Raw genomic sequence first — 26,572 nt, forward strand, 5'->3', positions numbered from 1 at the left:
CGACGGTCAGGGCGAAAACGCAATCAGCAGCTATAACTCATTGGTAATTCTTCGGATATCCATGATGGTTGCTACCCGAGAGACGCTGCGTAGCTGGTTTTATCGCCCCTGGTTTCTGGCGATGATCGCGGCTGTCCTCAGTGCGAGCCTGCTGATCACCGGCGGGCTGTTCGTGGCCGTGCGCCAGGTCGAGCAAAGCGAAAGCCAGGAAATGAATGCCCAGGGCGAGCGGTTCCTGGCGCGTCTGGAGCAACTGTTCGGCCAGTTGCGCGAAAGCCTCGACGACCTCGAAGCCCAACCCTTGCGCAGCTGCGACGACGAGATGATCGCCACGTTGCAGCAAGTGACGTTCAACTATCGCTTCGTCTACGAAGCCGCCTACATGGACGCCACGCGGATCTGTTCCAACCGTCCGCGCCAGGATGGCCTGTCGGTGATCCGTCCTCCGGACATCAAAGGTCCGACCTACAGTTACTGGCTGAACACCACCACCGAACCCGATGAAAACCGCGCGGCGCTGATGCTCGGGCGCGGCAATTTTCGCGTTGCCACCTCACGCGGGCACCTGACCGACATGGTCGACCTGTCGCCCGGCAGCAGTCTGTTGGTGGTGCTGGATCACGGCACCCGGGCGATTCCGGTACTCGGCGTTCCACAGACCTGGCCACCCGCGCAACCCTGGCCGCCGAAAACCCGGGATGCGCTGCAAGTCACCCAGTCGCGCCTGATCTACCGCATGCCCACCGACAACCCGGAATATCAACTGGTGCTGATCAGCCCACGCACGGGCATGCACATTCCGCAGCTCTGGTGGTGGATGGTGCCGTTCTGTCTGGTGCTCGGTGCGGTGGTGGGCGTTCTGGTGTTCTGGATCGTACGCCAGCGCCAGTCGCTGGACGCCGAGTTGCACGGCGCGATTCGTCGGGGTGAATTGCAGGTGCTTTATCAGCCGATTTTCGATCTCGACAGCCGCAACTGCGTCGGCGCCGAAGCGCTGCTGCGCTGGCGCCGACCGGACGGCACGCTGACCAGTCCCGACCTGTTCATCCCGATGGCCGAAAACACCGGGCAGATTCGCCAGATGACCGACTTCGTCCTGCAGCGCTTGCTCGAACAGTTGGGCCAGTTGCTGCGGGCCAACCCGCAGCTGTATATCTCGGTGAACCTGGCCGCCTGCGACGTGATGGTGCCGCGCATCGGCCAGGTCATGGCGCGGCTGCTGACCCTGCACCGGGTCGCGGCGCGGCAGATTGCGTTCGAGGTGACCGAACGCGGTCTGATCGATGTGGTGGTGGCCAGGGAAAACCTGCAAGCGCTGCGTGATGTCGGCCATCAGGTGCTGATCGACGATTTCGGCACCGGCTATTGCAGCCTCGCCTATCTGCAAACCTTGCCCGTGGACTGCCTGAAGATCGACAAGGCGTTCATCGACGCCCTCGGGCATGATGCTGCCAGCAGTGGTGTTGCGCCGCACATTATCCACATGGCCCAGGCACTGGACCTGAAGGTGATCGCCGAAGGCATCGAATATGAATCCCAGGCCGAGCTGCTGAGCAGTGAAGGGGTGAAATTCGGCCAGGGCTGGCTGTTCGCCCACGCCTTGAGCGCGGTGCAGTTCATCGAATTGATCACCCGTGGCCGACGACTCGCCGGACGCCGACTCGACGACGAAGCCTAGACGGCCAGCGCCATGTAGAACTGCGTGCCCTGCCCCGGCCGCGAGTAAACGCCCATCCGTCCACCGTGCAGCTGGACGATTTCCTTGCACAGCGCCAGTCCCAGCCCGGCACCGCCCTTCTTCCTGCCGACCTGGACGAAGGGTTCGAAAATCCGCCCTTGCTGACCGTAAGCAATCCCTTCGCCGTTGTCTTCGACGCTGATGATTACCCGCTCGCCATGGCGCCGGGCCTGCAAGCGGATCAGCCCGTCACGCGCGGTGTGGCGCAACGCGTTGTCGATCAGGTTGTCGAGGACTCGATCGAGCTGCGCCTGATCCGCTTGCAGGCGTGGCAGCGGACCTTGCGCTTCGACCTGCAGGGCAACGCCCTTCTCGGCCGCTGGATCGGCGAAACGCAAACGCGCCTGTTCCAGCAAGTCTTCGATGGAACACGGCGCCAGCGTGAGCTTCTGCAACCCACTCTGATACCGCGAGAAATTCAGCAGATCGTTGATCAACTGCATCAGGCGCTGCATTTCTTCGTTGACCGTGTCGAGCAGGTCGGACTCGCGAGACTCCGGTGGAAACTTCGCCCGCTCGCGGAACAGGCCGAACGCCATGTGCATGCCCGTGACCGGTGTGCGCAATTCGTGGGACGCACGCAGCACGAACTCGCTGCGCACCCGCTCGAAGGCGCGCTGCTCGGTGACGTCATGCAACACCATCACGGCGCCGAGGATGTGCCCCTGGGTATGGCTGACCGGCGTAAGACTGTAGGTCAGCAGACGCGATTCGCCATCGACTTCGATGCTCAAATCATCCGGCGCTCGCTCCAGCGTGCCACCGCGCAACACCAGTTGCAGTTGTGCATCCAGTTCCGGACGCTGAAGCGCCGTACCCAGGCCCTCGCCGAAACGGTCGCTGTCCCAGCCCAGTTGTCGCTGGGCCACAGGGTTCAAGTGTTCCAGACGTCCCTGACGATCGATCATCAGCAAGCCGTCATCGATGCTGTCGAGTACCGCCTGCAGTCGCTGCTGGCCGGCAAGCAATTCGTCGACATTGGTCGCCTGGTGTTCGCGCAAAGCTTCGGCCATCAGCCCGAAGCGGCGGGTCAACAGGTTGATCTCCATCGCCGAAGATACCGGCAGCATCACTTCGAAATTGCCTTGGCCGATATTGTCCGCCGCTTTGGCCAGCGCCTCGATCGGCGCACCAAAACGCCGGGCAATGCCTTGGGCGGTGATGAAGCCGATGATCAGCACTGCCAGCCCAACCAGCCCAAGCAGGCCGGAAATCAGCAACGCGCGGTCGCGGGCGGCGTGCTGGACCGAATTGATGTTGTCCAGTGCGTGTTTGTGCTCGGTGATCAATCCGTTGCGTAGCGTATTGAAGCGCTCACGCAAATCGCCACCGCCACTCAGGGCAGCTGCCGGGTCGCGTGAAATGTCGAACGCCTGGAGGAAGTTCAGGTAATCGGCTTTTGCCTGGCTGAAACCGTATGGACGGTCGTCGTCTTTCTGTTCCTGGGCGATGCCCTCGTCGAGCAATTCGAAATAACGCCGTTTGGACGCCTCGAACGCCACGGGGTCGGGCTTCTCGGCAAGCATCATGATCAGCTGATCGCCGAGGGTCTGGCGCAGTTTGAGTCCGAGATCGAGGGTGACGAAGTTGTTGCGGATCAACGCCTCCTGGGTCCCGGCCATCTGCATCACGCTGACCAGCCCGAGCAACAGCCCGAGCAAGGCCACGGTGATCAGTGCGGATATGCTCAGGAACAAGCGGGTCCGCAACTTCATCGCCAGTTTCATCGGCGGATGCTCACAGGTTGTACTGCTTGCGCTTGCGATACAGTGTCGAAGCGTCAATCCCCAAGGTCTTGGCGGCCTGATCGAGGGTCCCGGCAGTCGCCAATACCGCGCCGATGTGGGCTTTCTCCAACTCATCGAGGCTCAACGCAGCGCCAACCCGTGGCGCATTGTTCGCCGGTTGTTCGGCCATGCCGAGGTGGCTGATTTCCACGCGCTCCTGCGGGCAGATGATGCTCGCTCGCTCGACCACGTTACGCAGCTCGCGAATGTTGCCCGGCCAGCGGTAGCCGAGCAGCGCTTCGCGGGCCTCGTCACTGAAGCCCCGCGCAGGACGCGCATATTCCTTCACAAAGCGTGCAAGGAACCGGTCGGCCAGGGTCAGGATGTCTTCGGCGCGTTCGCGCAACGGCGGCAAATGCAGGGTAATGACGTTCAGGCGATAGAGCAGGTCTTCACGGAAACGGCCGTCGCGCACCATGTCTTCAAGATTGAGGTTGGTGGCGGCGAGAATGCGCACATCGGCCCGGCGGGTGACCGGATCCCCCACCCGCTCGTATTCCTTGTCCTGAATGAAACGCAGCAACTTGGGTTGCAACGTCAACGGAAAATCGCCGATCTCGTCGAGAAACAGCGTGCCGCCATCAGCCTGATTGACCCGTCCCAAGGTACTTTCACTGGCCCCGGTAAACGCGCCGCGACTGTGACCGAACAGCTCGCTTTCCATCAGTTCGGCGGTCAGCGACGGGCAATTGATGGTGACGCAGGATTTCTTCTCGCGCTTGCTCCAGCCGTGAATGGCTCGGGCCAATTCACCTTTACCGGTGCCGGACTCGCCGAGAATCAGGATGTTGGCGTCAGTACTCGCCACTTGCCGCGCCGTTTCGAGTACGACTTTCATCGCCGGGCTGTGGGAATCGAGACCGTCCTTGGGTTTGCGGATCTCGCCTTCCAGGGCTTCCAGGCGCGCCGAAAGCTGACGTACCTCAAGCTGCTTGGCAGTCGCCAGGCGCAGTTGATCCGGACTGCACGGCTTGACCAGATAATCGGCGGCGCCAGCCTGGATCGCATCCACCGCAGTGTCGACGGCCGAATGGGCGGTGACGATCACTACCCGCATCCACGGCGCCTGGATGCGCATTTGCGCCAGCACATCTAAACCGTTGTCTTCGCCGAGGCGCAAATCAAGGAAGCAAAGATCGAACACCTGACGTTGCAACAGCGCGTCAGCCTGGGCCGCGCTGTTGGCGGTGGCGACTGTATAACCTTCGTCTTCGAGGCAATAACGGAAGGTTCGCAGGATGGCGGATTCATCGTCCACCAGCAGAATGCGGCCTTGGTGCTCAGTGGCTGATTCCATTTTTCCTACGCTCCATAAGTAAATGTCTTGGGTTAGTCCCGGAAAAATCGGGCAAGTTGCATGGTTGATTCTGATCGATTCCAGCCATTGCAGGGTAGCTCTCTCCTGCCATAACGGCTAATCCTCTGATTTTGTTGATTTTTTAAACATCGCACCGTTTCAAGTCGGTTTCCTGCCTACTTTTCTGACATCTGCACCCTGCACTCAATTCAAAAAGAATGATTTTTCCTACGAAATAATCGTGCATTACGCACGAGCCTGCGGGGGTCATCGTGCAGGATGCGTCGTCAGGAATTTTCACTACATCTGTAACCAACTGATTTTATTGATTTTTTTAAAACAAAAAAGCTGGCATGCAGGCTGCAATACCTCTCTCAGCCCGGGCAGAAATGCACTGCCCCAACCGAACAAGAGTGAGGAACCCAGGATGACTCGCCCACGTGCCGCCCAAATGCGTATTTCGCCACTGCACTTGCAGCAGGCCTTGTTTGGCGCACTTGCGCTGCTGATTACGCTGATCGCTTGCCAGCAATACCTGCGCTGGGAGCAGAGTCAGCATCCTGAGCCCCTGATTTACATGCAACACGCGACACAGACCCACTTCAGCGCCGTCAGCAGCAGCCAGGCAGACAACGGCGCAATGCGCATGATGGACGTCGACCAACCACAGCCGCTGGGCGACATGCCCCGTGAAGAACGCTGGGTTTTCTAATCAACGAATCTGGGCGCCCCCGCGCCAAGACCGGCAACACCCTTAAATAGAAGCAAGGAGAATCACCATGTTGAGCTGGGCAATTACTTTCCTGATCATTGCCATCATCGCTGCAGTACTGGGCTTCGGTGGTATCGCGGGCACCGCCACGGGTATCGCCAAGATTCTATTTGTCGTTTTCCTGGTGATGTTCATCGCTTCTTTCTTCTTTGGCCGTCGCGGTCGAGGCTGAACATGAAGGGTTTAAAGACGCTGGCAGCCGCCCTGCTCCTGGGCGGTAGTGCCATGGCGATGGCGGCCAATGACGGCCAGACGCGGGTCAACGAGCTGTTGAGTTCCGACCCGCAATACAGGGAAACCTGGGAAGGCGTGGTGAAGAAGGAAGAACGCCTGCCGGAATGGGTGATGAACCTGTCCGGCGCGCCGGACCAACAGATGAATGCCGTCACCGAAGATGGCGATCAATATCTGGTGGGGCCGCTCTGCGAATCGCAGGACAAATGCCTTAACCACCGCCTGATCGTCGCCTTCAGCTTCGACAAGAAAGACGCCTACGCCATGCTGGTCGATGTGCCCGAAGGATTGCCGGCCGACAAGTCGCCAACGCGACATGCCACCTACCGCTTCCTCGGCAAGCCCGACCAGGGCATGCAGGATCTGTTGATGGAAACACTGAAGAAAGATCCGAACTGGTATTGAACATGAGGGCAGCCGAGAGGCTGTCCTCTATTGCACCCGCCCGAGGAAGGCCGGTGCATGACCAGGGGGCCGGGACGTTCTGACTGTTGCAGGGTCGGAGTGACCTACGGGTACAGGGAGTGCCTGCGATGAGGGCCGGGTCAGGGTAAAAGCTGCGACGCAAGTCCGCCAACCGGAGCGGTTCGACGGACTTGCGCTGGGCTTGCAACGTGACAAAACGTTGATCCAGAGCGTTCTGCTCGTCTTTTTATCGCCCACACTGCATGCGAAAGCATTTCGCGGTGTTTCGTTGCGACCGTATATCGAGAAAGAGTCGATCAAGTAAGTCGGACATTTAGAGTCCGAACGTAGGCTTTTTCCTGAATTTTTTGTCGAAATCACTCGTTCAAAAAACAACCAACCTACGCTGTAATGGCCGGTTCACGGCACTTATGCCTGCCGAAATGTCGTATTCGAACCGGTTGGGACGCCAGTTTCATTTGAAAAAGCTCATGCCGATTCGGCATAGGGTAGGCGTTTACGGCATTAGACGGCGCAACCTTGCATCGGAATAGTTGCGCCTTTTTTCGCCTGCCGGAGAGCCGTAAACACGCGCTTCGGGGCACCTTATACGGAGGCAGATGCACAGACTTTTCCGCTGATGAGCGTTCCAGTTCCTGCATGTGCCTGAGTCAAACGCAAGTAAGGGTAAAGATAATGAAGAAGGCAAAGCTTAGCCTCGCCTGGCAGATCCTCATCGGTCTGGTATTGGGGATTGCAATCGGTGCGTTGCTCAACCATTTCAGTGCCGAGAAGGCCTGGTGGATCAGCAACGTCCTGCAACCGGCAGGCGATATCTTTATCCGTCTGATCAAGATGATCGTGATCCCGATCGTCATCTCTTCCCTGATCGTCGGCATCGCCGGCGTGGGCGACGCCAAGAAGCTCGGGCGCATCGGCCTGAAGACCATCATCTACTTCGAAATCGTCACCACCATCGCCATCGTCGTCGGCCTGCTGCTGGCCAACCTGTTCCATCCGGGTGCGGGCATCGACATGAGCACCCTGGGCACCGTGGACATCTCCAAGTACCAGGCGACCGCCGCTGAAGTGCAGCATGAACACGCGTTCATCGAGACCATCCTCAACCTGATCCCGTCGAACATCTTCGCGGCCATGGCCCGCGGCGAGATGCTGCCGATCATCTTCTTCTCCGTGCTGTTCGGCCTCGGTCTGTCGAGCCTGCAGTCGGACCTGCGCGAGCCGCTGGTGAAGATGTTCCAGGGCGTCTCGGAAAGCATGTTCAAAGTCACCCACATGATCATGAATTACGCGCCAATCGGTGTGTTCGCCCTGATCGCGGTGACCGTGGCCAACTTCGGTTTCGCCTCGCTGCTGCCGCTGGCCAAACTGGTGATCCTGGTTTACGTCGCCATCGCCTTCTTCGCCTTCGTGGTTCTGGGCCTGATCGCCAAGATGTTCGGTTTCTCGGTGATCAAGCTGATGCGCATCTTCAAGGATGAACTGGTGCTGGCTTACTCCACCGCCTCCTCGGAAACCGTGCTGCCACGCGTGATCGAGAAGATGGAAGCCTACGGCGCACCGAAAGCCATCTGCAGCTTCGTGGTACCGACCGGCTACTCGTTCAACCTCGACGGTTCGACCCTGTACCAGTCCATCGCGGCGATCTTCATTGCCCAGCTGTACGGCATCGACCTGTCGATCAGCCAGCAACTGCTGCTGGTCCTGACCCTGATGGTCACCTCCAAAGGCATCGCCGGTGTACCGGGCGTGTCCTTCGTGGTGCTGCTGGCCACCCTGGGCAGCGTCGGCATCCCGCTGGAAGGCCTGGCTTTCATCGCCGGTGTCGACCGTGTGATGGACATGGCGCGTACCGCCCTGAACGTCATCGGCAACGCCCTCGCCGTACTGGTCATCGCACGTTGGGAAGGCATGTACGACGACGCGAAAGGCCAGCGCTACTGGAACTCGCTGCCGCACTGGCGCAGCAAAGAAAAACTGCCGGCCGGTGACGTTTCGAAAAACTGATCCCCGCCGCAAGGCACCCCGACAAACCCCGGAGAAATCCGGGGTTTGTCGTTTCTGGCGACCCCGCTATCATTCGCCGCATCTTCCGGGGGATTTGACTGATGCTTAATGGCCTGTGGCTTGGCTTCTTCATCGTGGCAGCCGTTTCGGCACTGGGACAATGGCTGATCGGCGGTAACGCCGGAATCTTCGCGGCGATGGTGGAAAGCATTTTTGCCATGGCCAAGCTGTCGGTCGAAGTCATGGTGCTGCTGTTCGGCACGCTGACCCTGTGGCTGGGTTTTCTGCGCATCGCCGAGAAGGCCGGCATCGTCGAATGGCTGGCCAAGGTGCTCGGGCCACTGTTCCTGCGGCTGATGCCGGAGGTGCCGGCAGGTCACCCGGCGCTGGGCCTGATCACCCTGAACTTTGCCGCCAACGGCCTTGGCCTGGACAACGCCGCCACGCCGATCGGCCTCAAGGCCATGAAGGCGCTGCAGGAGCTCAACCCCAGCTCGACCATCGCCAGCAACGCGCAGATCCTGTTCCTGGTGCTCAACGCCTCGTCCCTGACCCTGCTGCCGGTGACGATTTTCATGTACCGCGCCCAGCAAGGCGCGCCGGACCCGACGCTGGTGTTCCTGCCGATCCTGCTGGCCACCAGTTGCTCGACCATTGTCGGCTTCCTGTCGGTGGCGTTCATGCAGCGCCTGCGTGTGTGGGACCCGGTGGTGCTGGCTTACCTGATTCCCGGTGCGCTGATTCTCGGCGGCTTCATGGCGCTGCTCGCGACAATGTCGGCCACCGCGCTGGCGGGGCTGTCATCGATTCTCGGCAACCTGACGCTGTTCGGCCTGATCATGCTGTTCCTGGTGATCGGCGCATTGCGCAAGGTGAAGGTCTACGAGGCCTTTGTCGAAGGGGCGAAGGAAGGTTTCGACGTTGCCAAGAGCCTGCTGCCGTATCTGGTGGCGATGCTGTGCGCGATCGGCGTATTGCGTGCCTCAGGTGCGCTGGATTTCGGTCTCGACGGCATTCGCCATCTGGTGGAGTGGGCAGGGTGGGACACGCGTTTCGTCGATGCGCTGCCGACTGCCATGGTCAAACCGTTCTCCGGCAGCGCCGCCCGGGCGATGCTGATCGAAACCATGAAGACCTCGGGCGTGGACAGTTTCCCGGCGCTGGTGGCGGCGACAATCCAGGGCAGCACCGAGACCACGTTCTACGTGCTGGCGGTGTACTTCGGCGCGGTGGGCATCCAGCGGGCACGGCATGCCGTGGGATGCGCGCTGCTGGCCGAGCTGGCGGGCGTGCTCGGCGCTATCGGCGTCTGCTACTGGTTCTTCGGTTAAACACAAATCTCGAATATGGAGCCTCAAGGTCTGGGTTGTTGCGCAAACTGCTGGCCTTGCTGAACGGTCCATGCCACAACCTTCGCGGTGAGGCGATCACTGGCCTGTCCAAACCCGGCCACCACCGCCGGCACCTGCACATCACTCAGCGGCTGGCGCTCTTCAAAGCGCTGGCTGGCGAGAATCTTCTGGTCATAACCGCGCACCAGCAACGCATCGACCCGCACCACGACGCTGGCCTGATTGCCCTGGTACTCGGTCTGAAACGCTTGCAGGCTGCCGCCCAGCTCCAGGTCCGCAGCAAAATTGCTGTCATCGGTACTGAGCAACGTCACCCGGCCATCACGCGCAAAGCCATCAAGCAATCGATTACGCACCAGCACCGGTGCCGGATCGCTCCAGCGCGAGGCCTTGTAGCTGCTGATCACATCCCCTTGGGGAATCACCGCGATGCTCGGCCGATTCAGCGCTTCGCTGGCCTGCAGTTTGTTCAGACGCAGCGACCAGTGCCGAGCCGCCGCCGAACCGGCCGAGGCGGGCGCCTGTGCGGCTGGCAAACGGTAGACGTCCAGCGGTTCGGACTTGGGCAGGATCGAGCACGCACTGATCAGCGTGAAGCCGGCGAGGAGGGCGAGGCGAGTCAGCTTCATGGCGTGAACTCCTTGTTCTTGTCACTGCCCAGCAGGTAACCGCTGGGGTTGGCCTCCAGGCGTTGGGAAATGGCGCGCAGCGAGTTCAGGGTTTCACGCAGTTCGCGGATCGCCGGGGCCAGACCGTTAAGGCCCTGCATGCCGCTGTCGAGGGAATTCTGATTCTTGCTGAGCAAGCCGTTGATGGTGGCGCTGCTTTGCTCCAGGGATTTCATCGCCTGTTCGGCACTGCCCAGCGCCTGCTTGCCCTGATCGTTGAGCAAACCGTTGGCGTTACGCATCAGCGCAGACGTCTGTTCAAGCATGTTGCCGGCCTGTTTGCCGACCGTCGCCAGTTGTTGCATGGCCTGGCGCAGATCGCCGCGCTGATCGTTGATCGAACCGGTGGTCTGCTCCAGATGCTCGAGGGTTTTGCTCACGCGCTCGATGTTGTCGGCGGAGAACATCTGATTGGCGTTGCTCAGCAGCGTGCTGACCCCGCTCATCAGGTCATTGCTGTCATTGAGCAGCCGCGAAATGGGCGAGGGCGATGCGACGATGGTCGGCAGGTTGCCGTCGTGGCCCTTGAGTTTCGGGCTCTCTGGCGTGCCTCCGCTGAGCTGGATGATCGAGGTGCCGGTGATCCCGGCCAGAGCCAGTTTGGCCTGAGTGTCTTCCTTGACCGGCGTGTCACCCGCCAGACGAATCCGTGCCAGCACCCGGCGCGGGTCCTTCGGGTCGAGGCGCAGGCTGACCACATCGCCGACCTTGATCCCGCTGTACTGCACCGGACTGCCCCGGGACAGGCCGCTGACCGCTTCGTTGAAGACGATTTCGTAATCCTTGAACTCGGTGTCGACGCTGGACTTGGCCAGCCACAGACCGAAGAGCAGGGCGCCCGCCACCACAATCACCGTGAACAGGCCGATCAACACATGATGGGCTCGGGTTTCCATGTCAGACCTCGTTGAGCTGTTTGGCGGCGTCCAGCGCCGAGCGGCCGCGAGGGCCGTGGAAGTATTCGTGAATCCACGCGTCGTCGGTTTCCGAGACCACATCGATGGGACCGGCCACCAGCACCTTCTTCTGCGCGAGTACCGCGACGCGGTCGGTGATGGTGTAGAGCGTGTCGAGGTCGTGGGTCACCAGAAACACGCTCAGGCCGAGCGCGTCGCGCAGGGTCAGGATCAATTGGTCGAACTGCGCCGCGCCAATCGGATCGAGGCCGGCGGTGGGTTCGTCGAGAAACAGGATGTCCGGGTCCAGCGCCAGCGCCCGGGCCAGTGCCGCACGCTTGATCATGCCGCCGGACAGCGAGGCGGGGTATTTGTCCGCCGCCGACAGCGGCAGCCCGGCCAGCGCCAGCTTCACCGCCGCCAGATGCTCGGCGTCATCGCGGCTCAGACCGGCGTGTTCAATAAGCGGCAGGGCGACGTTCTCGGTCACCGTCAACGACGAGAACAGCGCGCCTTTCTGGAACAGCACACCGAAACGCCGTTCAATCAAGGAACGCTCATGCTCCGCCAGGCTCGGCAGGTTCTGACCGAACACCTTGACCGCGCCCTCGCTCGGTTGGCGCAAGCCGACGATGCTGCGCAGCAGCACCGATTTACCGCTGCCGGAGCCGCCGACCACGGCCAGGATCTCGCCCTTGTATAAGTCGAGGTCGAGATTCTCGTGCACGCTCTGGCGGCCGAAGCGATTGCACAGGCCACGGACTTCGATCACCGCCTCGGAGGGCGCGCGGGGTAGACGACTCACCAGCCCATCTCCATGAAAAACAGCGCGGCGACCGCGTCGAGCACGATCACCACGAAAATCGATTGCACCACGCTCGAAGTGGTGTGGGCGCCGACCGATTCGGCGCTGCCGCTGACCTTGAAGCCCTCCAGACAACCGATGGCGGCAATCAGGAAGGCAAAGATCGGGGCTTTGACCAGGCCCACCAGGAAATGTTGAATCCCTATGTCGCTTTGCAGCAGCGACAGGAACATCGCCGGCGAAATATCCAGCGACACCGCGCAGACCACCGCGCCGCCGACGATCCCGCAGATCATCGCCAGAAAGGTCAGCATCGGCAGCGCCACCAGCAGCGCCAGCACCCGCGGCACCACCAGCAATTCCATGGGGTCGAGGCCGAGTGTGCGGATCGCGTCGATTTCTTCGTTGGCCTTCATCGAGCCGATCTGCGCGGTAAAGGCACTGGCGGTACGGCCGGCCATCAGGATCGCCGTAAGCAACACGCCGAATTCCCGCAGGAAGGCGAAACCCACCAGATCCACGGTGAACACGCTGGCACCGAAACTGGCCAGCACCGTCGCCCCGAGAAACGCCACCACGGCGCCCACCAGAAAGGTCAGCAACGCGACGATGGGCGCGGCGTCGAGGCCGGTCTGTTCGATATGGGCGATCATCGGCGTAATCCGCCAGCGCCTGGGCCGGAACAGACTGCGAGTGATGGTTTCGAGGATCAGGCCGACGAACCCGAGCAGTTGCAGCGTGTCTTGCCAGACCGCGTCGACAGCCCGGCCGATGCGCGTCAGCAATTGCACGCTGACGCTGATTTCCGGTTCCTTGATCGGCACGCAGAAGTCGGTCAGCGAGCGATACACGGTTTGCAGCAAGGCGCGGTCGGCGCTGGAAAGCGTGCAATCGGGGTGTTCGGCGGACTTGCCCAGCCGCTCCGAGCCGAGCAGTTCCACCAGCAGCGACGCGCCGGCGGTGTCGAGGGCGCCGAGACCGTTGAGATCGATGGGCGTGTTGGCGTCGTACTGGCCGTGGAGCGTTTCGCTCAGTTGCTTGAGGTCGGCGTAATGGGCAAGCGTCCAGTCCCCGGTAACCCGCAGGCGGGCAGGGGTGATCGAGGTGTCCAGGCGGGCACTGCCGGTCATTGGGCTGCTGGTCATAAGCTCCGGGCTTGTTCGGCTGAATACGCTGGCATACGTAATAGCACGAACCCGGTTACTTTTCTTTGGTCGGTGTGCTGTCCTTGACCTCGAAGCGCAGCACGCCGATCACCTGACCGTCTTCGGTCAACACCCGCACCTGCCATTTGCCCGCCGGGTTGCCGGGGAAATTCTGTTTGTGGGTCCAGGCCCGATAGCCTTCCTTGCGCCCGCCGTGGATATCGAGAGCGATGCGGTCGACCTCTTTACCGTTGAACTGCCACACGTGATAAATCCGCTCATCGAGCCCGCGCGGCGCGTTGATTGCGGTGTAGGCATATAGCCCGCCGCCACGGATCTGCTCGGCGCTGACTTCCTTGAGGCTGTCGCCCGGAACCCGGTCCTGCACCTGAGTGCTGATCGCCACGTCAGTCATCCACAGCGTTGCCGGTGGCACCCACGAACGCAGGACCCAGCCCACACCGCCGATCCCGATGGTGATGCTGAGGATCGCCAGCGCATTGCGCACAGTGCGGATCGGGAAGATCGACGCCAGGCTCGGGAACGACAGCACCACCGCAATCCCCAGCGCCCATTTGAAACTCTGCGAGGTAGTCAGGTGCATGATCACCGGCAGCGCCGTGAGCAGGGCGGCGAAAAGGGTCAGGGTGTGCAGCGCGAGAAACGCCCAGCGCCTTGGCGCCAGCCACTTGTAGTAGAGCGGGTCGATGATCGAAATCAGCGCCGCGATGCACAGCAGCCCGGTGAAAAACAGCTGGCCGCTGTTCCACGTGGTGGTGATGAAGAAGAACGGCAGGACGAAAAACAGGCTTTCCTGGTGGATCATCTGCGTCGCGTAACGCAGCAGCGGCTGGGGGATTTCCCGTTTGAAGATCCGCGTGAACAGCTGGGTCAGGCTGTTTTCCAGCATCAGCCAGATCCAGCTCAGCAGCATGATCGTGGTGATCCAGCTCGCCAGCCCCTGTTGCCGGTCGACCAGAATGAAACTGCCGACCCCGGAGATGAATCCGCCGAGCGCAATAACCCCGGGGTAGCGCTTCATCAGTTCGAGAATGCGCTGGATCAGGAGGGTCAATTTAGACATGTGGGCGGTTCACGACTGGATAGGAAAAAAACCTCGACAGAGTAGCGCCCGCCGGGCCGCGTGGCGAGGCTGCCGGTCAATCCGGATGCACGGACTTGCGCCGATGCAGGCGCCAGCCGAGCAGAATCAGCACCAGCACGCCCAATCCGCCCGCCAGCAGCCACAACACCTGATCGTCGCTGAGCAGCGGTTTCTCGATGCGCAGATAACCCGGTTGCAGCAGCAACTCGCGCATGGCCTTGTTCGCCGCCTCCAGCGTCACGCCTTGCAGCTCCCGCGCAGGATCGGCGAAGCGACCATCCTCGTAGTCGCCCAGGGCGCTCCAGTAATAGTCGGCCAAGGCGCTGGTGCCTTGCACGGCCCAGGCCTGATGGGCGATGGCGGCTTGTTTCAAGCGATTGAAGGTGTCGGCATCGAGGCCGTTTTTCAGCAGGTCGGCCTTGAGGTCTTCCAGCACTTGTTCGGCTTCGGCAATGTCAGCGCGATCCAGATCGGCGTTCAGGCTCATGAAACCGACACCGCCAAACACTTCGCGCTCGGCCCACGGCCCGTAGGACAAACCGTGGTTCAGGCGCAATTGGCGGTACAGCGCCCACTCCAGGTATTCCTTGAGCAGATCGAAGGTTTCGTCGTACTGATCGTCCAGCACCGGCTCCGGCACCAGCCAGTGCAGCTTGGCGCTGTTGCCGATGAAGCCGCGAGTGATCGTGCGTTCGTGAGCGGCACTGGCGCGGATGTCCGGCAACGGACGGTGTTCGCTCGGTTCGACCGCTTCCAGCGCGCCCCACGCGCGTTCCAGATAGGCCGGCAGCAACTTGTCGAGGTCACCGACGACGATCAGGGTCATGTTGTTCGGCGCGTACCAGGCCTTGCGTACTTTCTCCAGCTGCTCGCGGGTCAGGCCATCGACTTCGGCCCGCTGCGGGCATTTGAGGCCCAGTTCGACCGCCAGTTGATTGCTGGCGGTGTGGCCCAGATCCTGCCGATCGAGAAAGCGTTGCAGCCGGGTGTAATGACCGCCGTCCTCGCGCTCGACCACCCGTTTGGCGGCGTTGATCGCGTTGTCGTCGAAGCGGGTCTGGGTCAGCAGGTCCAGCAGCAGATCGAGGACCTTGCGCTGGTTTTTCGCCGGGGCTTCGATGACGAAGGTGGTGTCGGCGTTGCTGGTGAAGGCGTTCCAGTCACCGCCGAGGGCCTGCATGCGCTCTTCGAGGCCACCTTCGCCGGTGGCGTCGATGCCGCTGAACAGCAAGTGTTCGAGCAGGTGCGGCAGCTCCTTTTCATTGCAATCGAAGTCGTCGAGCCCGACACCGATCACCAAGCGGATCGCCACGTGCCCACGCTCGGTGCCGGGCTTGAGCAGCAACTGCAAACCATTGGGCAACGCATAGCCTTCGACCTGAAAACGATCCAGGGCGAAGGCGGGCAGGGAACCGAGCAACAGACAGGCGAACAACAGGCAACGCATAACGAGCTTCCATACGGCTGAATTGGAGATCCGTGTCGTCAGTCAGATCGCTTTCGCGAGCAAGCTCGCTCCCACATTTGAAATGCATTCCTTTGTGGGAGCGAGCTTGCTCGCGAAGGCGCCCTGGAGACTGAACTCTGAGTTACTGACTGACCACAACCCCAGACGTTCAAGGCGAATGCGTGATGTCTGCCATATCGTCCGCCGCCAACGCGCCGGTATCGGAAGTTTCCAGCACCACGTAGGCACTGCTGCAGAACAGCGAGTTCAGGCGTTTCATGTCGGCAATCAACTCCAGGTGCAACGAACTGGTCTCGATACTCTGCACGACCTTACGTTGCAACCGGCTGACATGGGCGTGGGCCAGACGCCGTTCCTGTGCGCGAAAACGACGTTTCTCGCGCAGCAACTGACGGGCGCTTTCCTTGTCGCCGCTGAGGAACACGGACAATCCCAGCCGCAGATTGGCGATCAATTGCTGCTGCAGACCGGCCAGTTCTTCCAGCCCGTCCTCGGAAAACGACCGGCGTTGCGAAGTCTTCTGCTGCTGCACTTTGCGCAGCATGCGTTCAATCAGGTCGCTGGCGAGTTTGAGGTTGATCGCAAGCTCAATGATCTCAGCCCAGCGCCGACTGTCCTGTTCGCCGAGATCTTCGCGGGGCATCTGCGCCAGATACAGCTTGATCGCGCTGTACAGCGCTTCGACGTCATCGGTCAGCTTGCGCATTTCCTGGGTGACGGCGGTCTGCTTGCCGCGCAACACGTCGAGGGTCGCGTCGAGCATGTTGTCGATCAGGTCGCCAATGCGCAGGGTTTCCCGGGCAGCGTTGGCCAGCGCCAGGCTCGGCGTGACCAATGCCGTCGCATCCAGATGACGCGGCTTGGCGGTACCGTTGACCTCCGGGCGCTCCGGGAGCAGCCAGGCGCACAGCCGCGCCATCGGCCCGACGCTCGGCAGCAGGATCAGGCAGCGCGCGGTGTTGTAGAGCAGATGGAAGCCGATGACCATTTCCTGCGGGCTGAAATCCAGGCTGTCGATCCAGTGCACCAGCGGGTCGAGTACCGGAATGATCAACAGCAACCCGATCAGTTTGTACAGCAGACTGCCCAGCGCCACTTGCCGGCCGGCGGCGTTCTGCATGCTGGTGCTCATGAACGCCAGCACGCCGCTGCCGATGTTGGCGCCGATCACCAGACCGATCGCCACCGGCAGACTGATCACCGCAGCGCCGGCGAGCGTGGCGGTCAGCAGCACGGCGGCGAGGCTTGAGTAGGAAATCATCGCGAACAGCGCGCCGACCAGGGCGTCGAGCAGGATATCGCCGGTCAGCGAGGCGAAAATCACCTTCACCCCTTGGGCATGGGTGATCGGCGCGGCGGCCTCGACGATCAATTGCAGCGCCAGAATGATCAGCCCCAACCCGATGGCCACGCGGCCCATCTGCCCGAGCCGCGTCTGTTTGCGCGACAGAAAGAAAATCACCCCGAGGAAAATCAGCAGCGGCGACAGCCACGACAGATCGAACGTCAGCACCCGCGCCATCAGCGCCGTACCGACGTCGGCACCCAGCATGGTCGCCAGGGCCGGGGTCAACGCCATCAGGCCCTGACCGACGAAAGACGTCACGAGCATGGCGGTGGCGTTACTGCTCTGCACCATCGCGGTGACGACAATGCCGGCGACAAAGGCCAGCCAGCGCCTGGACATGTTCTGGCCGATCACGTGGCGCAGGTTGGTGCCGTACACCCGCAGGATGCCGGTTCGAACGATGTGCGTGCCCCAGATCAACAGGGCCACGGCAGAGAGCAGATTGAGCAGGGTGAGCATGCAGACCCCCCGTAATAGCAGCGCCCCAGAGGGGCAAGTTGACGGTACCGCGCAATTTCTACGTTCTGATACTTAAGCTGTAGTTGGCTAACGGTCTGGGCGCCAGCATTGCACAGCTAAAGCGGGGATTGAAACAAAAGTGTCATGAAAACAGATTCACGCGGCCATGAAAAAAGGGCCCGAAGGCCCTTTGATCTTTCGTGCAATGTTCGGGTTACTGACCCGGAATATCCTTGCGCAGTTTCACCGGATCCTGCTGTTTCTTCTTGCGGGCAATCGCGGTACGCATCTTGATGTTGATCGCTTCGACCGCCAGCGAGAACGCCATGGCGAAGTAGACGTAGCCTTTCGGTACGTGCACGTCGAACGACTCGGCGATCAGCACGGTGCCGACCACCAGCAGGAACGACAGCGCGAGCATTTTCAGCGACGGGTGCTTGTCGATGAATTCGCTGATCTTGCCCGAGGCCGCCATCATCACCAGTACCGCAACGATAATCGCCGCGACCATCACCGGCACATGAGACACCATGCCAACCGCCGTGATGACCGAGTCCAGCGAAAACACGATGTCGATGATCGCGATCTGGATGATGGTGTAGAGGAAGTTGCCGCCCTTGCCCGAAGGCTCGTCGCCGGCTTCGTCTTCACCTTCCAGCGCGTGGTACATCTCCTGGGAGCTTTTCCACAGCAGGAACAGGCCACCGAAGAACAGGATCAGGTCGCGACCGGAAATGCCCTGGCCGAACACTTCGAACAGGTCGGCGGTGAGGCGCATGACCCAGGTGATCGACAGCAGCAGCAGGATCCGCGTGATCATGGCCAGGCCAAGACCGAAGATCCGGGTGCGCTGCTGCATGTGTTTGGGCATGCGGCTGACCAGGATCGAAATCATGATGATGTTATCGATGCCCAGGACGATCTCCAGGGCGGTCAGGGTGAAGAAGGCAACCCAGATCTCAGGGTTGGTCAGCCATTCCATGTGTATTCCTTTGAGCGAGTGTTAAACCAGGACGCCAGCAATCAGCTGGCGTCCTGGTGAGTTTGGTGCCGTTACAACGTGCTGAACAGCGGGAAAGTCCCCAACAGCAAGGCGGCGACCAGTATGCACAGGCAGACCAGCACTGCCCACTTCAGGGTGAAACGCTGGTGATCGCCGAACTCGATGCCCGCCAGTGCGACCAGCAGGTACGTTGACGGCACCAGTGGGCTCAGCAGGTGAACCGGTTGACCGACGATCGAGGCACGGGCCATTTCCACTGCGGTGATGCCGTAATGGCTGGCCGCTTCCGACAGCACCGGCAGCACACCGTAGTAGAACGCGTCGTTCGACATGAAGAACGTGAACGGCATGCTCACCAGCGCCGTGATCACCGCCAGGTAAGGGCCGAGGAAATCAGGGATCACCGCCAGCAGGCTTTTCGACATCGCGTCGACCATGCCGGTGCCCGACAGGATACCGGTGAAAATGCCCGCCGCGAAGATCAGACTGACCACCGACAGCACGCTGCCGGCGTGGGCCGCGACGCGATCTTTCTGCATTTGCAGGCAAGGGTAGTTGACGATCATGGCAATACTGAACGCCACCATGAACAGCACCGGCAGCGGCAGCAGGCCGGCGATCAGGGTGCACATCAGGGCCAGGGTCAGCAGACCGTTGAACCAGATCAGTTTCGGACGGCGGGCATCCGGGAATTGCGAGACGCTGATTTCGCTGTGATCGATTTCGTCGCCGATCAGGTGCAGCTCACCCAGACGCGCACGCTCACGTTTGCCATAGAAGTAGGCAATGATCAGGATCGCCACCACACCGGCAGCCATCGCCGGGATCATCGGCACGAAAATGTCCGACGGGTCCACATGCAGCGCACTCGCGGCACGGGCGGTCGGGCCACCCCATGGCGTCATGTTCATCACGCCGCCGGCGAGGATGATCAGGCCGGCCATGATCCGCGGGCTCATGCCGATGCGGCTGTACAGCGGCAGCATGGCGGCCACGCAGATCATGTAAGTGGTCGCGCCGTCACCATCGAGGGAAACGACGAGCGCCAGTACGGCGGTGCCGACCGAAACTTTCAGCGGGTCGCCCTTGACCAGTTTGAGGATCTTGCGCACGGCCGGGTCGAACAGGCCGGAGTCGATCATCAGGGCGAAATACAGAATCGCGAACATCAGCATCACGCCGGTCGGCGCAAGCTTGGTAATACCTTCGAGCATCATCGGGCCGATCTTCGGGGCGAAACCACCGAACAAGGCGAACAGGATCGGGATGATGATCAGAGCGATCAGCGCAGACAGGCGCTTGGTCATGATCAGGAACATGAACGTGATGACCATGGCGAAGCCAAGGAAAGTCAGCATGGGAATACTCCAGGCGTAGCGCGGCTAGGTAAGTGAGCGGATCGGGCGGGATCAGCGCAGAACGGGAAGCACGAGACGTACGGGCGGAGTTGCAGCGAGGAGGCGGGTTGCAGAGAACATCAGAATCACCATTGTTGTTGTTAATTGGGCCTGTCGTGCGAGCAATCACACGCATTGGCCAACCGGTCTGTTGCCGGTAGTGGCGGCGATCCTAATGGGGCAACCTTTCAGCCAGCTTTCGCAGCTGAAAGCTTCGATGCGAACGACCAACCGGCCGTCGGATGCGACTGGAGTCAATGAACACGGGAAGCGGAGGGCAGGTCGATGACTGAATTACACAGCGGTGCCTGCCATTGCGGACATATCCGCTATCAGTTCAGCGGAGCGTTTCACGACATCGCCGACTGTCATTGTTCGATCAGTAAAGAAACCATCTGATCAAAAAACAGACAGGTCCAGCGGCCGCATTGCGCCCATCCAGATCGCGTGTTCGGTGTGATCGAGCAAGTCATCGCCGGTGTCCGGGTGCAGGAACACCACCAACCCCTTGCGATTGAGCGCCAGCCACGGCAGCACATCGCCGATCAACTCCGGGCCGAAGGCCAACTGGCAGCTCCAGTCCGGGTGCGGGCCGACCGGACGTTCATGCACGCGGCCCATCTTCAATGGAAACAGCGTTGCCGCCTGCTCACACAGCGCTCGCGCCTGTTCGATCGTGCTGGCGTCGTAATAAACGTGGGCGTGATAACCCTTGATCGTCTGCATCGCAAACCCTCTGTATCGATTCGAACCCTTGGCGTTGGCTGTATGTCACACGCCATACAAGGGAAAACAAAAGGGATCTCAGCCATGAAAAATGCCGAAACCCCGGTGGTAAAAGTGGTGCTCTATGGTGCCATGAGTAGCCTGGGCAGCGCGTTGATGGCTGAACTGCTGCGCCGCCAGCACGAAGTCATCGCGATCCTCGACGATCTGACGGCGCTCGCGCCACGACCGGGGCTGCGCACCAAAAGCGGCGACCTGCTGGACGCCGAACGGGTCCATCAGAGCGTGGCCGGCAGCTCGGTGGTGATCTGCCTGCTCAATGCGCCGGGCCTGCCGTTGAGCAGCGATCATGTCGAGAAATCCGTGGTGCTGGGACCGGTGGAACAGGTCCTGGCGGTGGATGCGTTGATCGACGGGTTGCAGGCGGCGAACGTCTCGCGGCTGTTTGTCATTGGCGAATTCGAAGCACTGGACGATCCGGAAAACGCCGAGCCGTTGCAACGCCACGCCGCCAAGGAAATACGCGAAGCCCTGCAAAGCAGCCCGCTGCACTGGACGCTGGTCAATGCACCGCGCAGTGTCGCCGGGCTGACAATCGAGCATTTCAGTCAGGTCGGCCGCGCGCTTGAACCGGGTCTCGCCGAGCCGTTGGAGCGCCTGAACCGGGTGGCTGTGGGGATTTCCGATGAGCTGCGGTTGAATCTGAATCTGCGTCAGCACGTGGATTTTGTTGCGGCTTCCTGATCCGTTACACAGCAATCGAGGGCAACGGCAGTCCAGCCAGGGACTCGGCGCTGCTGGCCTGTTCGGCCATCAGCCAATCCACGAACGTCTGGATCAATGCTCCCCGGCGTTTGCGCTGCGGCAACACCACGTAATAACCGAGGCGCGACAGGGTGGTCTCGGCGATCGGCCGGCACAACAGCCCTTGGGTTAATAAGTTATCCACAAGGTGCCGCCAGCCGATCGCCACGCCCTGACCGCCAATCGCCGCTTGGATCAGCAAGGTGTAATTGTCGAAGCGCAGCTGGCCCGGGGCCGGCGGTGTAATGATGTTCAGCGCGCGGAACAGGCCACTCCAGTTGAACCAGTTGCTGCTGTTTTCTCCGCGCAGGTGCAGCAGCGGAAACTCCATCAATGCTTGGGCCGGCAAGGGCAGGGCGCGATCCCTGAGCAACTGCGGGCTGCACACGGGAAACACTTCTTCGCTGAACAGCCAGTGACTTTCGCCCTGTTTGAAGCGACCGTCGCCGAACAGCACGGCAACATCGATATCCGGGCGCAGCATATTGTGATTGCGTTCGCTGGTGACCAGGCTCACATCCACCTGTGGATAAGCCTCATGGAAACGGTGCAGACGTGGCATCAGCCAGTACGCGGCGAAGGCGAAATCGGTGGCGACCTGCAGCACTTCATGTTGCTGCTGCGTGCTGATTGCACTTAATCCTGCGTCGATATTCTGCAAACCGAGGGTAACCTGCTCGAACAGGATCGAGCCGACCTCGGTCAGTTCGATGCCTCGGTAGATGCGATCGAACAGCCGCGTTCCGAGCTGTTCCTCCAGGCGTTTGATTTGCTGACTGATAGCCGGTTGGGTGGTCCCAAGTTCCACCGCAGCAGCGGTAAAACTGCGATGACGGGCCGCCACCTCGAAGGCGCGCAGCAGATCCAGCGACAAATCACCGAGGGCTTCATACATAAGCTGTGCTTATCCTAGTCATTGTCCGGCGCGGGCTTTACCGGATATTGCGTGGAATCCATGCTCAATCGCAGCAATGTCGCATAAATATTCACTATGGAATGCCGCGATCACATGAAGCGCAAGAACATTCTTTTCATCATGGCCGATCAAATGGCCGCGCCAATGTTGCCGTTCTACGGCCAGTCGCCCATCAAACTGCCGAATCTCAGCCGCCTCGCCGAACAAGGCGTGGTGTTCGATGCCGCGTACTGCAACAGCCCGCTGTGCGCGCCGTCGCGTTTCACCCTGGTCAGTGGCCAGTTGCCGAGCAAGATCGGCGCCTACGACAACGCCGCCGATTTCCCCGCCGATATCCCCACCTACGCCCATTACCTGCGCCGCCTCGGTTACCGCACCGCGCTGTCGGGCAAGATGCACTTCTGCGGCCCCGATCAACTGCACGGTTACGAAGAGCGCCTGACCAGCGATATCTACCCCGCCGACTACGGCTGGGCGGTGAACTGGGACGAGCCCGACGTGCGGCCGAGCTGGTATCACAACATGTCGTCGGTGCTGCAGGCCGGGCCGTGCGTGCGCACCAATCAGCTCGACTTCGACGAAGAGGTGGTGTTCAAGGCGCAGCAATACCTGTTCGATCACATCCGCGAGGACGGCGACCAGCCGTTCTGCCTGACCGTGTCGATGACTCACCCCCACGACCCGTACACGATTCCCAAGGCGTTCTGGGATTTGTACGACGATGCGGATATCCCGCTTCCGACGACGCCGGATCAGCATTCTCTTGATCCGCACTCCCGGCGCCTGCTCAAAGTCTACGACCTGTGGGACAAGCCGCTGCCTGTGGATAAAATCCGCGACGCACGCCGTGCATACTTCGGTGCTTGCAGCTATATCGACGCCAACGTCGGCAAACTCCTGCAAACCCTTGAAGATTGTGGGCTGATGGACGACACCGTCATCGTGTTCTCCGGTGACCACGGCGACATGCTGGGAGAGAAAGGCCTCTGGTACAAAATGCACTGGTTCGAAATGGCCGCGCGCGTGCCCCTGTTGATCAGTGCACCCGGACAGTTCAAATCCGGCCGTATCAGCGCCGCGGTGTCCACCGCCGATCTGCTGCCGACTTTCGTAGAACTGGCGGGCGGCAGCCTGGAACCGAACCTGCCGCTGGACGGCCGTTCGCTGGTGCCGCACCTGCAAGGGCGGGGCGGTCACGACGAAGTGTTTGGCGAATACATGGCCGAGGGTACCGTCAGTCCACTGATGATGATTCGTCGTGGCGCTTTCAAATTTATCTACAGCGAAACCGACCCTTGCCTACTCTTCGATGTGGATAACGATCCACGCGAACAGGAAGAACTCAGCCAATCACCGCAACATCGCCAGCTGTTCGACGATTTTCTTGCCGAAGCGCGGGCCAAGTGGGACATCCCGGCGATTCACCGCGATGTACTTGCAAGCCAGCGGCGTCGGCGTTTCGTTGCCGAGGCACTGACGATCGGCAAGCTGAAGAGCTGGGATCACCAGCCGCTGGTAGACGCCAGTCAGCAGTACATGCGCAACCACATCGACCTCGATGACCTGGAGCGCAAGGCCCGTTATCCACAACCCTGCCAAAACCAATAACGTTAAGGGGAAGTCCATGGTCAAGTTATCCACAGTCGTGACGGTCAGTCTGCTGGCACTGGGCAGCGCATCCGCGTTCGCCGAGAGCTGCGACACGGTGAAAATGGCCGATCCCGGCTGGAGCGACATCGCTGCGACCAACGCCATCACCGGGTTTCTGCTGGATGGCATGGGCTACAAGGCCAAGGTCGACACCCTCGCGGTGCCGATCACCTTCGGTGGTTTGAAGGACGGTCAGGTCGACGTGTTCCTCGGCAACTGGATGCCGGCGCAGCAGGGTTTCTACGACAAGTTCGTCGCCACCGGCGACGTCACGCAACTGGCGAAGAACCTTGACGGCACCGAATTCACCCTGGCCGTGCCGGATTATGTGTGGGATGCGGGTGTGCATAACTTTGCCGACCTGAACAAATTCGCCGACAAGTTCGAGCGCAAGATCTACGGCATCGGCTCCGGCGCGCCGGCGAACATCTCGCTGCAAGAGATCATCAAGAAGAACGACTTCGACATGGGTCAGTGGAAGCTGATCGAGTCCAGCGAGCAGGCGATGCTGGCCGAAGTCTCGCGGGCGGTGAAGAAACAGAAATTCGTCACCTTCCTGGGCTGGACCCCGCATCCGATGAACGTGCAGCTGAAAATGCATTACCTCAAGGGCGGCGAGAAATACTTCGGCGACACGGGGAGCGTCTACACCCTGACCCGCAAGGGCTACGCCGAGGCGTGCCCGAATGTGGGTAAATTGCTGACCAATCTTTCGTTCACTCAGGAGATGGAGAACAGCATCATGGCTGAAGTGGTGAACAAGAAGGTCAGCAATGCCGATGCGGCGAAGGCCTGGATCAAGGCAAATCCGGGGGTGTTGGATAAGTGGCTTGATGGTGTGAAAACCGTGGACGGCAAAGATGCGTTGCCAGCCGTAAAAGCCAAATTGTAACTACGCGGCCGACCGTTCCCACGCTCTGCGTGGGAACGCCGCAATGGACGCTCGGCGTCCCGGACTGCGTACAATGCGCAAAATTTCACCCGAGAGGATCCATGGCCCTCCCCAGCCTTCGCTCACTTTTCCCCTTCCTGACCTGGCTGCCCCGGCAGACCCGCGCCAGCGTCGGGCGGGACCTGGTCGTCGGCCTCACCGGAGCGATTCTCGCGCTGCCCCAGTCGATTGCCTACGCCCTGATCGCCGGTCTCCCACCGGAATACGGGCTCTACGCCGCCATCGTTCCGGTATTGATCGCTTGTCTGTGGGGCTCGTCATGGCACCTGATCTGCGGGCCGACGGCAGCCATTTCGATTGTGCTGTTTGCCAGCGTCAGCCCACTGGCGGTGCCCGCGTCACAGGACTACATCACCCTGATCCTGCTGCTGACCTTCCTTGCCGGGATTTTCCAGTGGCTGCTCGGCCTGTTGCGCTTCGGTGCGCTGGTGAATTTCGTCTCGCACTCCGTGGTGCTGGGTTTCACCCTCGGCGCGGCGGTGGTGATCGCCATCGGTCAATTGCCGAACCTGCTGGGGCTGGATCTGCCGGCCAGGGCAACGGCGCTGGACAGCCTGATGGATCTGCTGCGCCATCTGGGGGCTGTGGATAAACCGTCGCTGCTCCTCGGTGTCGCCACGGTGGTGGTCGGTGCGTTGCTCAAACAATGGCTACCGCGCTGGCCGACGTTGTTGATGACCCTGGTGCTCGGCAGTCTGGTGGTGTGGCTGTGGCCGGCGATGTTCGGCCATGTTCAATTGGTCAGCGCGTTTGCCGGGCGCCTGCCGCCGTTCAGTGGATTGCCGCTGGATATGGATCTGATCCTGCGCCTGCTGCCCAGTGCCGTGGCGGTGGGCATGCTCGGGCTGGTCACCAGCCTGTCGATTGCCCGTTCGATATCCGCGCGCTCGCAACAGTTGCTCGATGCCAATCAGGAAGTCCGCGCGCAGGGCCTTTCGAACATTATCGGTGCGTTTTTTTCCGGCTCGTTGTCCGCCGGCTCGTTCACCCGTTCCGGGCTGAGCTATGAGGCCGGGGCCTGTTCGCCATTGGCCGGAGTGTTTTCGGCGTTGTGGGTGGCGTTGTTCGCGATTTTCGGTGCCGGGCTGATCGCGCACATTCCGATCCCGGCCATGGCCGGCAGCATTCTGCTGATCGCCTGGGGACTGGTGGATCATCGTGGCATTCGTGCGTTGTTGCGGGTCAGTCGAGCCGAGTTCGTGGTGATGAGCCTGACCTGCATCGCCACGTTGCTGCTGGAACTGCAGACGGCGATCTATGCCGGTGTGCTGGCCTCGCTGTTTTTCTACCTCAAGCGCACCTCCCAACCCCGGGTGCAGCATTGGCGCGATGGCGAAGACGATGTGCTGCGGGTCGGCGGTTCGATCTTTTTCGGCGCCAGCCACTACCTGCAAGTGCGCTTGCAACGAATGCACGGCGCACGGGTGGTGATCGAGGCGCAGCAGATCAACTTCATCGACTATTCAGGCGTGGAAATGCTCCATCAGGAAGCCCGGCGCCTGCTGCGCCAGGATCGCAGCCTGACCTTGCGTCAGGCGCGCCCCCAGGTGGTGGAGGAATTACGCAAGCTCGAAGGGCCGGAGAAGTGCCCGATCCGCTTCGAGGACTGAGGGCGCC

23 protein-coding genes and 1 pseudogene are annotated in these 26,572 nt (G+C 61.0%); 11 read left to right on the forward strand and 13 right to left on the reverse strand.

Annotated features, from left to right (window positions below):
* Nucleotides 1–64: 64 nt before the first annotated feature.
* Complete coding sequence (locus MKZ87_RS22245) at nt 65–1,678, forward strand: EAL domain-containing protein (protein ID WP_170929692.1); 1,614 nt, start codon at nt 65–67, stop codon at nt 1,676–1,678.
* On the opposite strand, the gene MKZ87_RS22250 is transcribed toward MKZ87_RS22245, so the two are convergent.
* Together MKZ87_RS22250 and algB are read right to left on the reverse strand one after the other, a co-directional pair.
* Nucleotides 1,675–3,465 (reverse strand): KinB sensor domain-containing domain, encoded by a 1,791-nt coding sequence (locus MKZ87_RS22250; RefSeq protein ID WP_085702227.1) that lies wholly within the window; start codon nt 3,463–3,465, stop codon nt 1,675–1,677. The two genes, MKZ87_RS22245 and MKZ87_RS22250, sit on opposite strands and share 4 nt — an antisense overlap.
* A 10-nt stretch (nt 3,466–3,475) precedes the next feature.
* Nucleotides 3,476–4,822 (reverse strand): sigma-54-dependent response regulator transcription factor AlgB, encoded by a 1,347-nt coding sequence (gene algB, locus MKZ87_RS22255; RefSeq protein ID WP_025112294.1) that lies wholly within the window; start codon nt 4,820–4,822, stop codon nt 3,476–3,478.
* A gap of 427 nt (nt 4,823–5,249) precedes the next feature.
* On the opposite strand from algB, the gene MKZ87_RS22260 reads away from it, so the two are divergent.
* The 5 genes from MKZ87_RS22260 (at nt 5,250) to MKZ87_RS22280 (ending at nt 9,592) form a co-directional block, all read left to right on the forward strand.
* Nucleotides 5,250–5,534, forward strand: coding sequence for a hypothetical protein (locus tag MKZ87_RS22260; protein ID WP_085696564.1), 285 nt, complete (start codon nt 5,250–5,252; stop codon nt 5,532–5,534).
* Nucleotides 5,535–5,601: 67 nt separating this feature from the next.
* Nucleotides 5,602–5,766: a DUF1328 domain-containing protein gene (locus MKZ87_RS22265; protein ID WP_003177151.1), complete on the forward strand. Its 165-nt coding sequence runs from the start codon at nt 5,602–5,604 to the stop codon at nt 5,764–5,766.
* Nucleotides 5,767–5,768: 2 nt separating this feature from the next.
* On the forward strand, nt 5,769–6,233 hold the full coding sequence (locus MKZ87_RS22270; RefSeq protein ID WP_085696565.1) for an inhibitor of vertebrate lysozyme family protein: 465 nt from the start codon (nt 5,769–5,771) through the stop codon (nt 6,231–6,233).
* Nucleotides 6,234–6,929: 696 nt separating this feature from the next.
* Nucleotides 6,930–8,261 carry a glutamate/aspartate:proton symporter GltP gene (gltP, locus tag MKZ87_RS22275; protein ID WP_085612511.1) on the forward strand — a complete coding sequence of 444 codons (1,332 nt, stop codon included), beginning with the start codon at nt 6,930–6,932 and terminating at the stop codon, nt 8,259–8,261.
* Nucleotides 8,262–8,362: 101 nt separating this feature from the next.
* The gene (locus MKZ87_RS22280) at nt 8,363–9,592 is read left to right on the forward strand and encodes a nucleoside recognition domain-containing protein (protein WP_085696566.1); all 1,230 of its coding nucleotides are present in this window, start codon (nt 8,363–8,365) and stop codon (nt 9,590–9,592) included.
* 23 nt (nt 9,593–9,615) lie between these two features.
* On the opposite strand, the gene MKZ87_RS22285 is transcribed toward MKZ87_RS22280, so the two are convergent.
* The 9 genes from MKZ87_RS22285 to MKZ87_RS22325 form a co-directional block, all read right to left on the reverse strand.
* Nucleotides 9,616–10,242 (reverse strand): ABC-type transport auxiliary lipoprotein family protein, encoded by a 627-nt coding sequence (locus MKZ87_RS22285; RefSeq protein WP_085702228.1) that lies wholly within the window; start codon nt 10,240–10,242, stop codon nt 9,616–9,618.
* The gene (locus MKZ87_RS22290; RefSeq protein ID WP_085696568.1) at nt 10,239–11,177 is read right to left on the reverse strand and encodes an MlaD family protein; all 939 of its coding nucleotides are present in this window, start codon (nt 11,175–11,177) and stop codon (nt 10,239–10,241) included. The genes MKZ87_RS22285 and MKZ87_RS22290 overlap by 4 nt, the downstream gene beginning before the upstream one ends.
* A 1-nt stretch (nt 11,178) precedes the next feature.
* The gene (locus MKZ87_RS22295; protein ID WP_266201994.1) at nt 11,179–11,982 is read right to left on the reverse strand and encodes an ABC transporter ATP-binding protein; all 804 of its coding nucleotides are present in this window, start codon (nt 11,980–11,982) and stop codon (nt 11,179–11,181) included.
* Complete coding sequence (locus tag MKZ87_RS22300; RefSeq protein ID WP_266201995.1) at nt 11,979–13,127, reverse strand: ABC transporter permease; 1,149 nt, start codon at nt 13,125–13,127, stop codon at nt 11,979–11,981. Before MKZ87_RS22300 ends, MKZ87_RS22295 begins: the two co-directional genes overlap by 4 nt.
* A 55-nt stretch (nt 13,128–13,182) precedes the next feature.
* Nucleotides 13,183–14,211: a DUF5924 family protein gene (locus MKZ87_RS22305; protein ID WP_085696573.1), complete on the reverse strand. Its 1,029-nt coding sequence runs from the start codon at nt 14,209–14,211 to the stop codon at nt 13,183–13,185.
* A 76-nt stretch (nt 14,212–14,287) separates the two neighbouring features.
* Nucleotides 14,288–15,679 (reverse strand): M16 family metallopeptidase, encoded by a 1,392-nt coding sequence (locus tag MKZ87_RS22310; RefSeq protein ID WP_085696574.1) that lies wholly within the window; start codon nt 15,677–15,679, stop codon nt 14,288–14,290.
* A gap of 169 nt (nt 15,680–15,848) precedes the next feature.
* Nucleotides 15,849–17,507: a Na/Pi cotransporter family protein gene (locus MKZ87_RS22315; protein WP_085696576.1), complete on the reverse strand. Its 1,659-nt coding sequence runs from the start codon at nt 17,505–17,507 to the stop codon at nt 15,849–15,851.
* A 214-nt stretch (nt 17,508–17,721) separates the two neighbouring features.
* On the reverse strand, nt 17,722–18,489 hold the full coding sequence (locus MKZ87_RS22320; protein WP_085696577.1) for a TerC family protein: 768 nt from the start codon (nt 18,487–18,489) through the stop codon (nt 17,722–17,724).
* A gap of 71 nt (nt 18,490–18,560) precedes the next feature.
* Nucleotides 18,561–19,868, reverse strand: coding sequence for a CitMHS family transporter (locus MKZ87_RS22325; protein WP_007954069.1), 1,308 nt, complete (start codon nt 19,866–19,868; stop codon nt 18,561–18,563).
* 324 nt (nt 19,869–20,192) lie between these two features.
* Between MKZ87_RS22325 and MKZ87_RS22330 the strand changes: the two are divergent.
* Nucleotides 20,193–20,294 (forward strand): annotated as a pseudogene (locus MKZ87_RS22330) (GFA family protein); the annotation flags it as partial.
* A 12-nt stretch (nt 20,295–20,306) separates the two neighbouring features.
* Here the strand turns inward: MKZ87_RS22330 and MKZ87_RS22335 are convergent.
* On the reverse strand, nt 20,307–20,633 hold the full coding sequence (locus MKZ87_RS22335) for a DOPA 4,5-dioxygenase family protein (RefSeq protein ID WP_085696579.1): 327 nt from the start codon (nt 20,631–20,633) through the stop codon (nt 20,307–20,309).
* Nucleotides 20,634–20,717: 84 nt separating this feature from the next.
* Here MKZ87_RS22335 and MKZ87_RS22340 point away from each other — a divergent pair, with 84 nt between their 5' ends.
* Nucleotides 20,718–21,377 (forward strand): NAD(P)-dependent oxidoreductase, encoded by a 660-nt coding sequence (locus MKZ87_RS22340; RefSeq protein ID WP_266201996.1) that lies wholly within the window; start codon nt 20,718–20,720, stop codon nt 21,375–21,377.
* 4 nt (nt 21,378–21,381) lie between these two features.
* Here MKZ87_RS22340 and MKZ87_RS22345 read toward each other — a convergent pair whose 3' ends face one another.
* The gene (locus tag MKZ87_RS22345; RefSeq protein ID WP_227234018.1) at nt 21,382–22,332 is read right to left on the reverse strand and encodes a choline sulfate utilization transcriptional regulator; all 951 of its coding nucleotides are present in this window, start codon (nt 22,330–22,332) and stop codon (nt 21,382–21,384) included.
* 114 nt (nt 22,333–22,446) lie between these two features.
* On the opposite strand from MKZ87_RS22345, the gene betC reads away from it, so the two are divergent.
* The 3 genes from betC to MKZ87_RS22360 all read left to right on the forward strand — a co-directional run bounded on the left by betC (nt 22,447) and on the right by MKZ87_RS22360 (nt 26,565).
* A complete protein-coding gene (gene betC, locus MKZ87_RS22350) occupies nt 22,447–23,961 on the forward strand; it encodes a choline-sulfatase (RefSeq protein WP_085696584.1) in 1,515 nt (504 codons plus the stop codon).
* 16 nt (nt 23,962–23,977) lie between these two features.
* On the forward strand, nt 23,978–24,895 hold the full coding sequence (gene choX / locus MKZ87_RS22355) for a choline ABC transporter substrate-binding protein (protein ID WP_085696585.1): 918 nt from the start codon (nt 23,978–23,980) through the stop codon (nt 24,893–24,895).
* 101 nt (nt 24,896–24,996) lie between these two features.
* A complete protein-coding gene (locus MKZ87_RS22360) occupies nt 24,997–26,565 on the forward strand; it encodes a SulP family inorganic anion transporter (protein ID WP_266201997.1) in 1,569 nt (522 codons plus the stop codon).
* The last annotated feature ends 7 nt before the right edge of the window (nt 26,566–26,572 follow it).

Origin of the sequence: Pseudomonas sp. MCal1 (assembly GCF_026341415.1) — a bacterium.
GTDB lineage: Bacteria > Pseudomonadota > Gammaproteobacteria > Pseudomonadales > Pseudomonadaceae > Aquipseudomonas.

What these genes read in the sequence shown, in the direction of transcription:
- MKZ87_RS22300 (WP_266201995.1), bottom strand. Translation starts at nt 13,127, where the DNA reads ATGACCAGCAGCCCAATGACCGGCAGTGCCCGCCTGGACACCTCGATC.
- MKZ87_RS22345 (WP_227234018.1), bottom strand. Translation starts at nt 22,332, where the DNA reads ATGTATGAAGCCCTCGGTGATTTGTCGCTGGATCTGCTGCGCGCCTTC.
- MKZ87_RS22270 (WP_085696565.1), top strand. Translation starts at nt 5,769, where the DNA reads ATGAAGGGTTTAAAGACGCTGGCAGCCGCCCTGCTCCTGGGCGGTAGT.
- MKZ87_RS22315 (WP_085696576.1), bottom strand. Translation starts at nt 17,507, where the DNA reads ATGCTCACCCTGCTCAATCTGCTCTCTGCCGTGGCCCTGTTGATCTGG.
- MKZ87_RS22325 (WP_007954069.1), bottom strand. Translation starts at nt 19,868, where the DNA reads ATGCTGACTTTCCTTGGCTTCGCCATGGTCATCACGTTCATGTTCCTG.
- MKZ87_RS22320 (WP_085696577.1), bottom strand. Translation starts at nt 18,489, where the DNA reads ATGGAATGGCTGACCAACCCTGAGATCTGGGTTGCCTTCTTCACCCTG.
- betC (WP_085696584.1), top strand. Translation starts at nt 22,447, where the DNA reads ATGAAGCGCAAGAACATTCTTTTCATCATGGCCGATCAAATGGCCGCG.
- MKZ87_RS22250 (WP_085702227.1), bottom strand. Translation starts at nt 3,465, where the DNA reads ATGAAACTGGCGATGAAGTTGCGGACCCGCTTGTTCCTGAGCATATCC.
- MKZ87_RS22335 (WP_085696579.1), bottom strand. Translation starts at nt 20,633, where the DNA reads ATGCAGACGATCAAGGGTTATCACGCCCACGTTTATTACGACGCCAGC.
- MKZ87_RS22360 (WP_266201997.1), top strand. Translation starts at nt 24,997, where the DNA reads ATGGCCCTCCCCAGCCTTCGCTCACTTTTCCCCTTCCTGACCTGGCTG.
- MKZ87_RS22305 (WP_085696573.1), bottom strand. Translation starts at nt 14,211, where the DNA reads ATGTCTAAATTGACCCTCCTGATCCAGCGCATTCTCGAACTGATGAAG.
- choX (WP_085696585.1), top strand. Translation starts at nt 23,978, where the DNA reads ATGGTCAAGTTATCCACAGTCGTGACGGTCAGTCTGCTGGCACTGGGC.
- MKZ87_RS22340 (WP_266201996.1), top strand. Translation starts at nt 20,718, where the DNA reads ATGAAAAATGCCGAAACCCCGGTGGTAAAAGTGGTGCTCTATGGTGCC.
- MKZ87_RS22310 (WP_085696574.1), bottom strand. Translation starts at nt 15,679, where the DNA reads ATGCGTTGCCTGTTGTTCGCCTGTCTGTTGCTCGGTTCCCTGCCCGCC.
- algB (WP_025112294.1), bottom strand. Translation starts at nt 4,822, where the DNA reads ATGGAATCAGCCACTGAGCACCAAGGCCGCATTCTGCTGGTGGACGAT.
- MKZ87_RS22290 (WP_085696568.1), bottom strand. Translation starts at nt 11,177, where the DNA reads ATGGAAACCCGAGCCCATCATGTGTTGATCGGCCTGTTCACGGTGATT.
- gltP (WP_085612511.1), top strand. Translation starts at nt 6,930, where the DNA reads ATGAAGAAGGCAAAGCTTAGCCTCGCCTGGCAGATCCTCATCGGTCTG.
- MKZ87_RS22265 (WP_003177151.1), top strand. Translation starts at nt 5,602, where the DNA reads ATGTTGAGCTGGGCAATTACTTTCCTGATCATTGCCATCATCGCTGCA.
- MKZ87_RS22245 (WP_170929692.1), top strand. Translation starts at nt 65, where the DNA reads ATGGTTGCTACCCGAGAGACGCTGCGTAGCTGGTTTTATCGCCCCTGG.
- MKZ87_RS22280 (WP_085696566.1), top strand. Translation starts at nt 8,363, where the DNA reads ATGCTTAATGGCCTGTGGCTTGGCTTCTTCATCGTGGCAGCCGTTTCG.
- MKZ87_RS22260 (WP_085696564.1), top strand. Translation starts at nt 5,250, where the DNA reads ATGACTCGCCCACGTGCCGCCCAAATGCGTATTTCGCCACTGCACTTG.
- MKZ87_RS22285 (WP_085702228.1), bottom strand. Translation starts at nt 10,242, where the DNA reads ATGAAGCTGACTCGCCTCGCCCTCCTCGCCGGCTTCACGCTGATCAGT.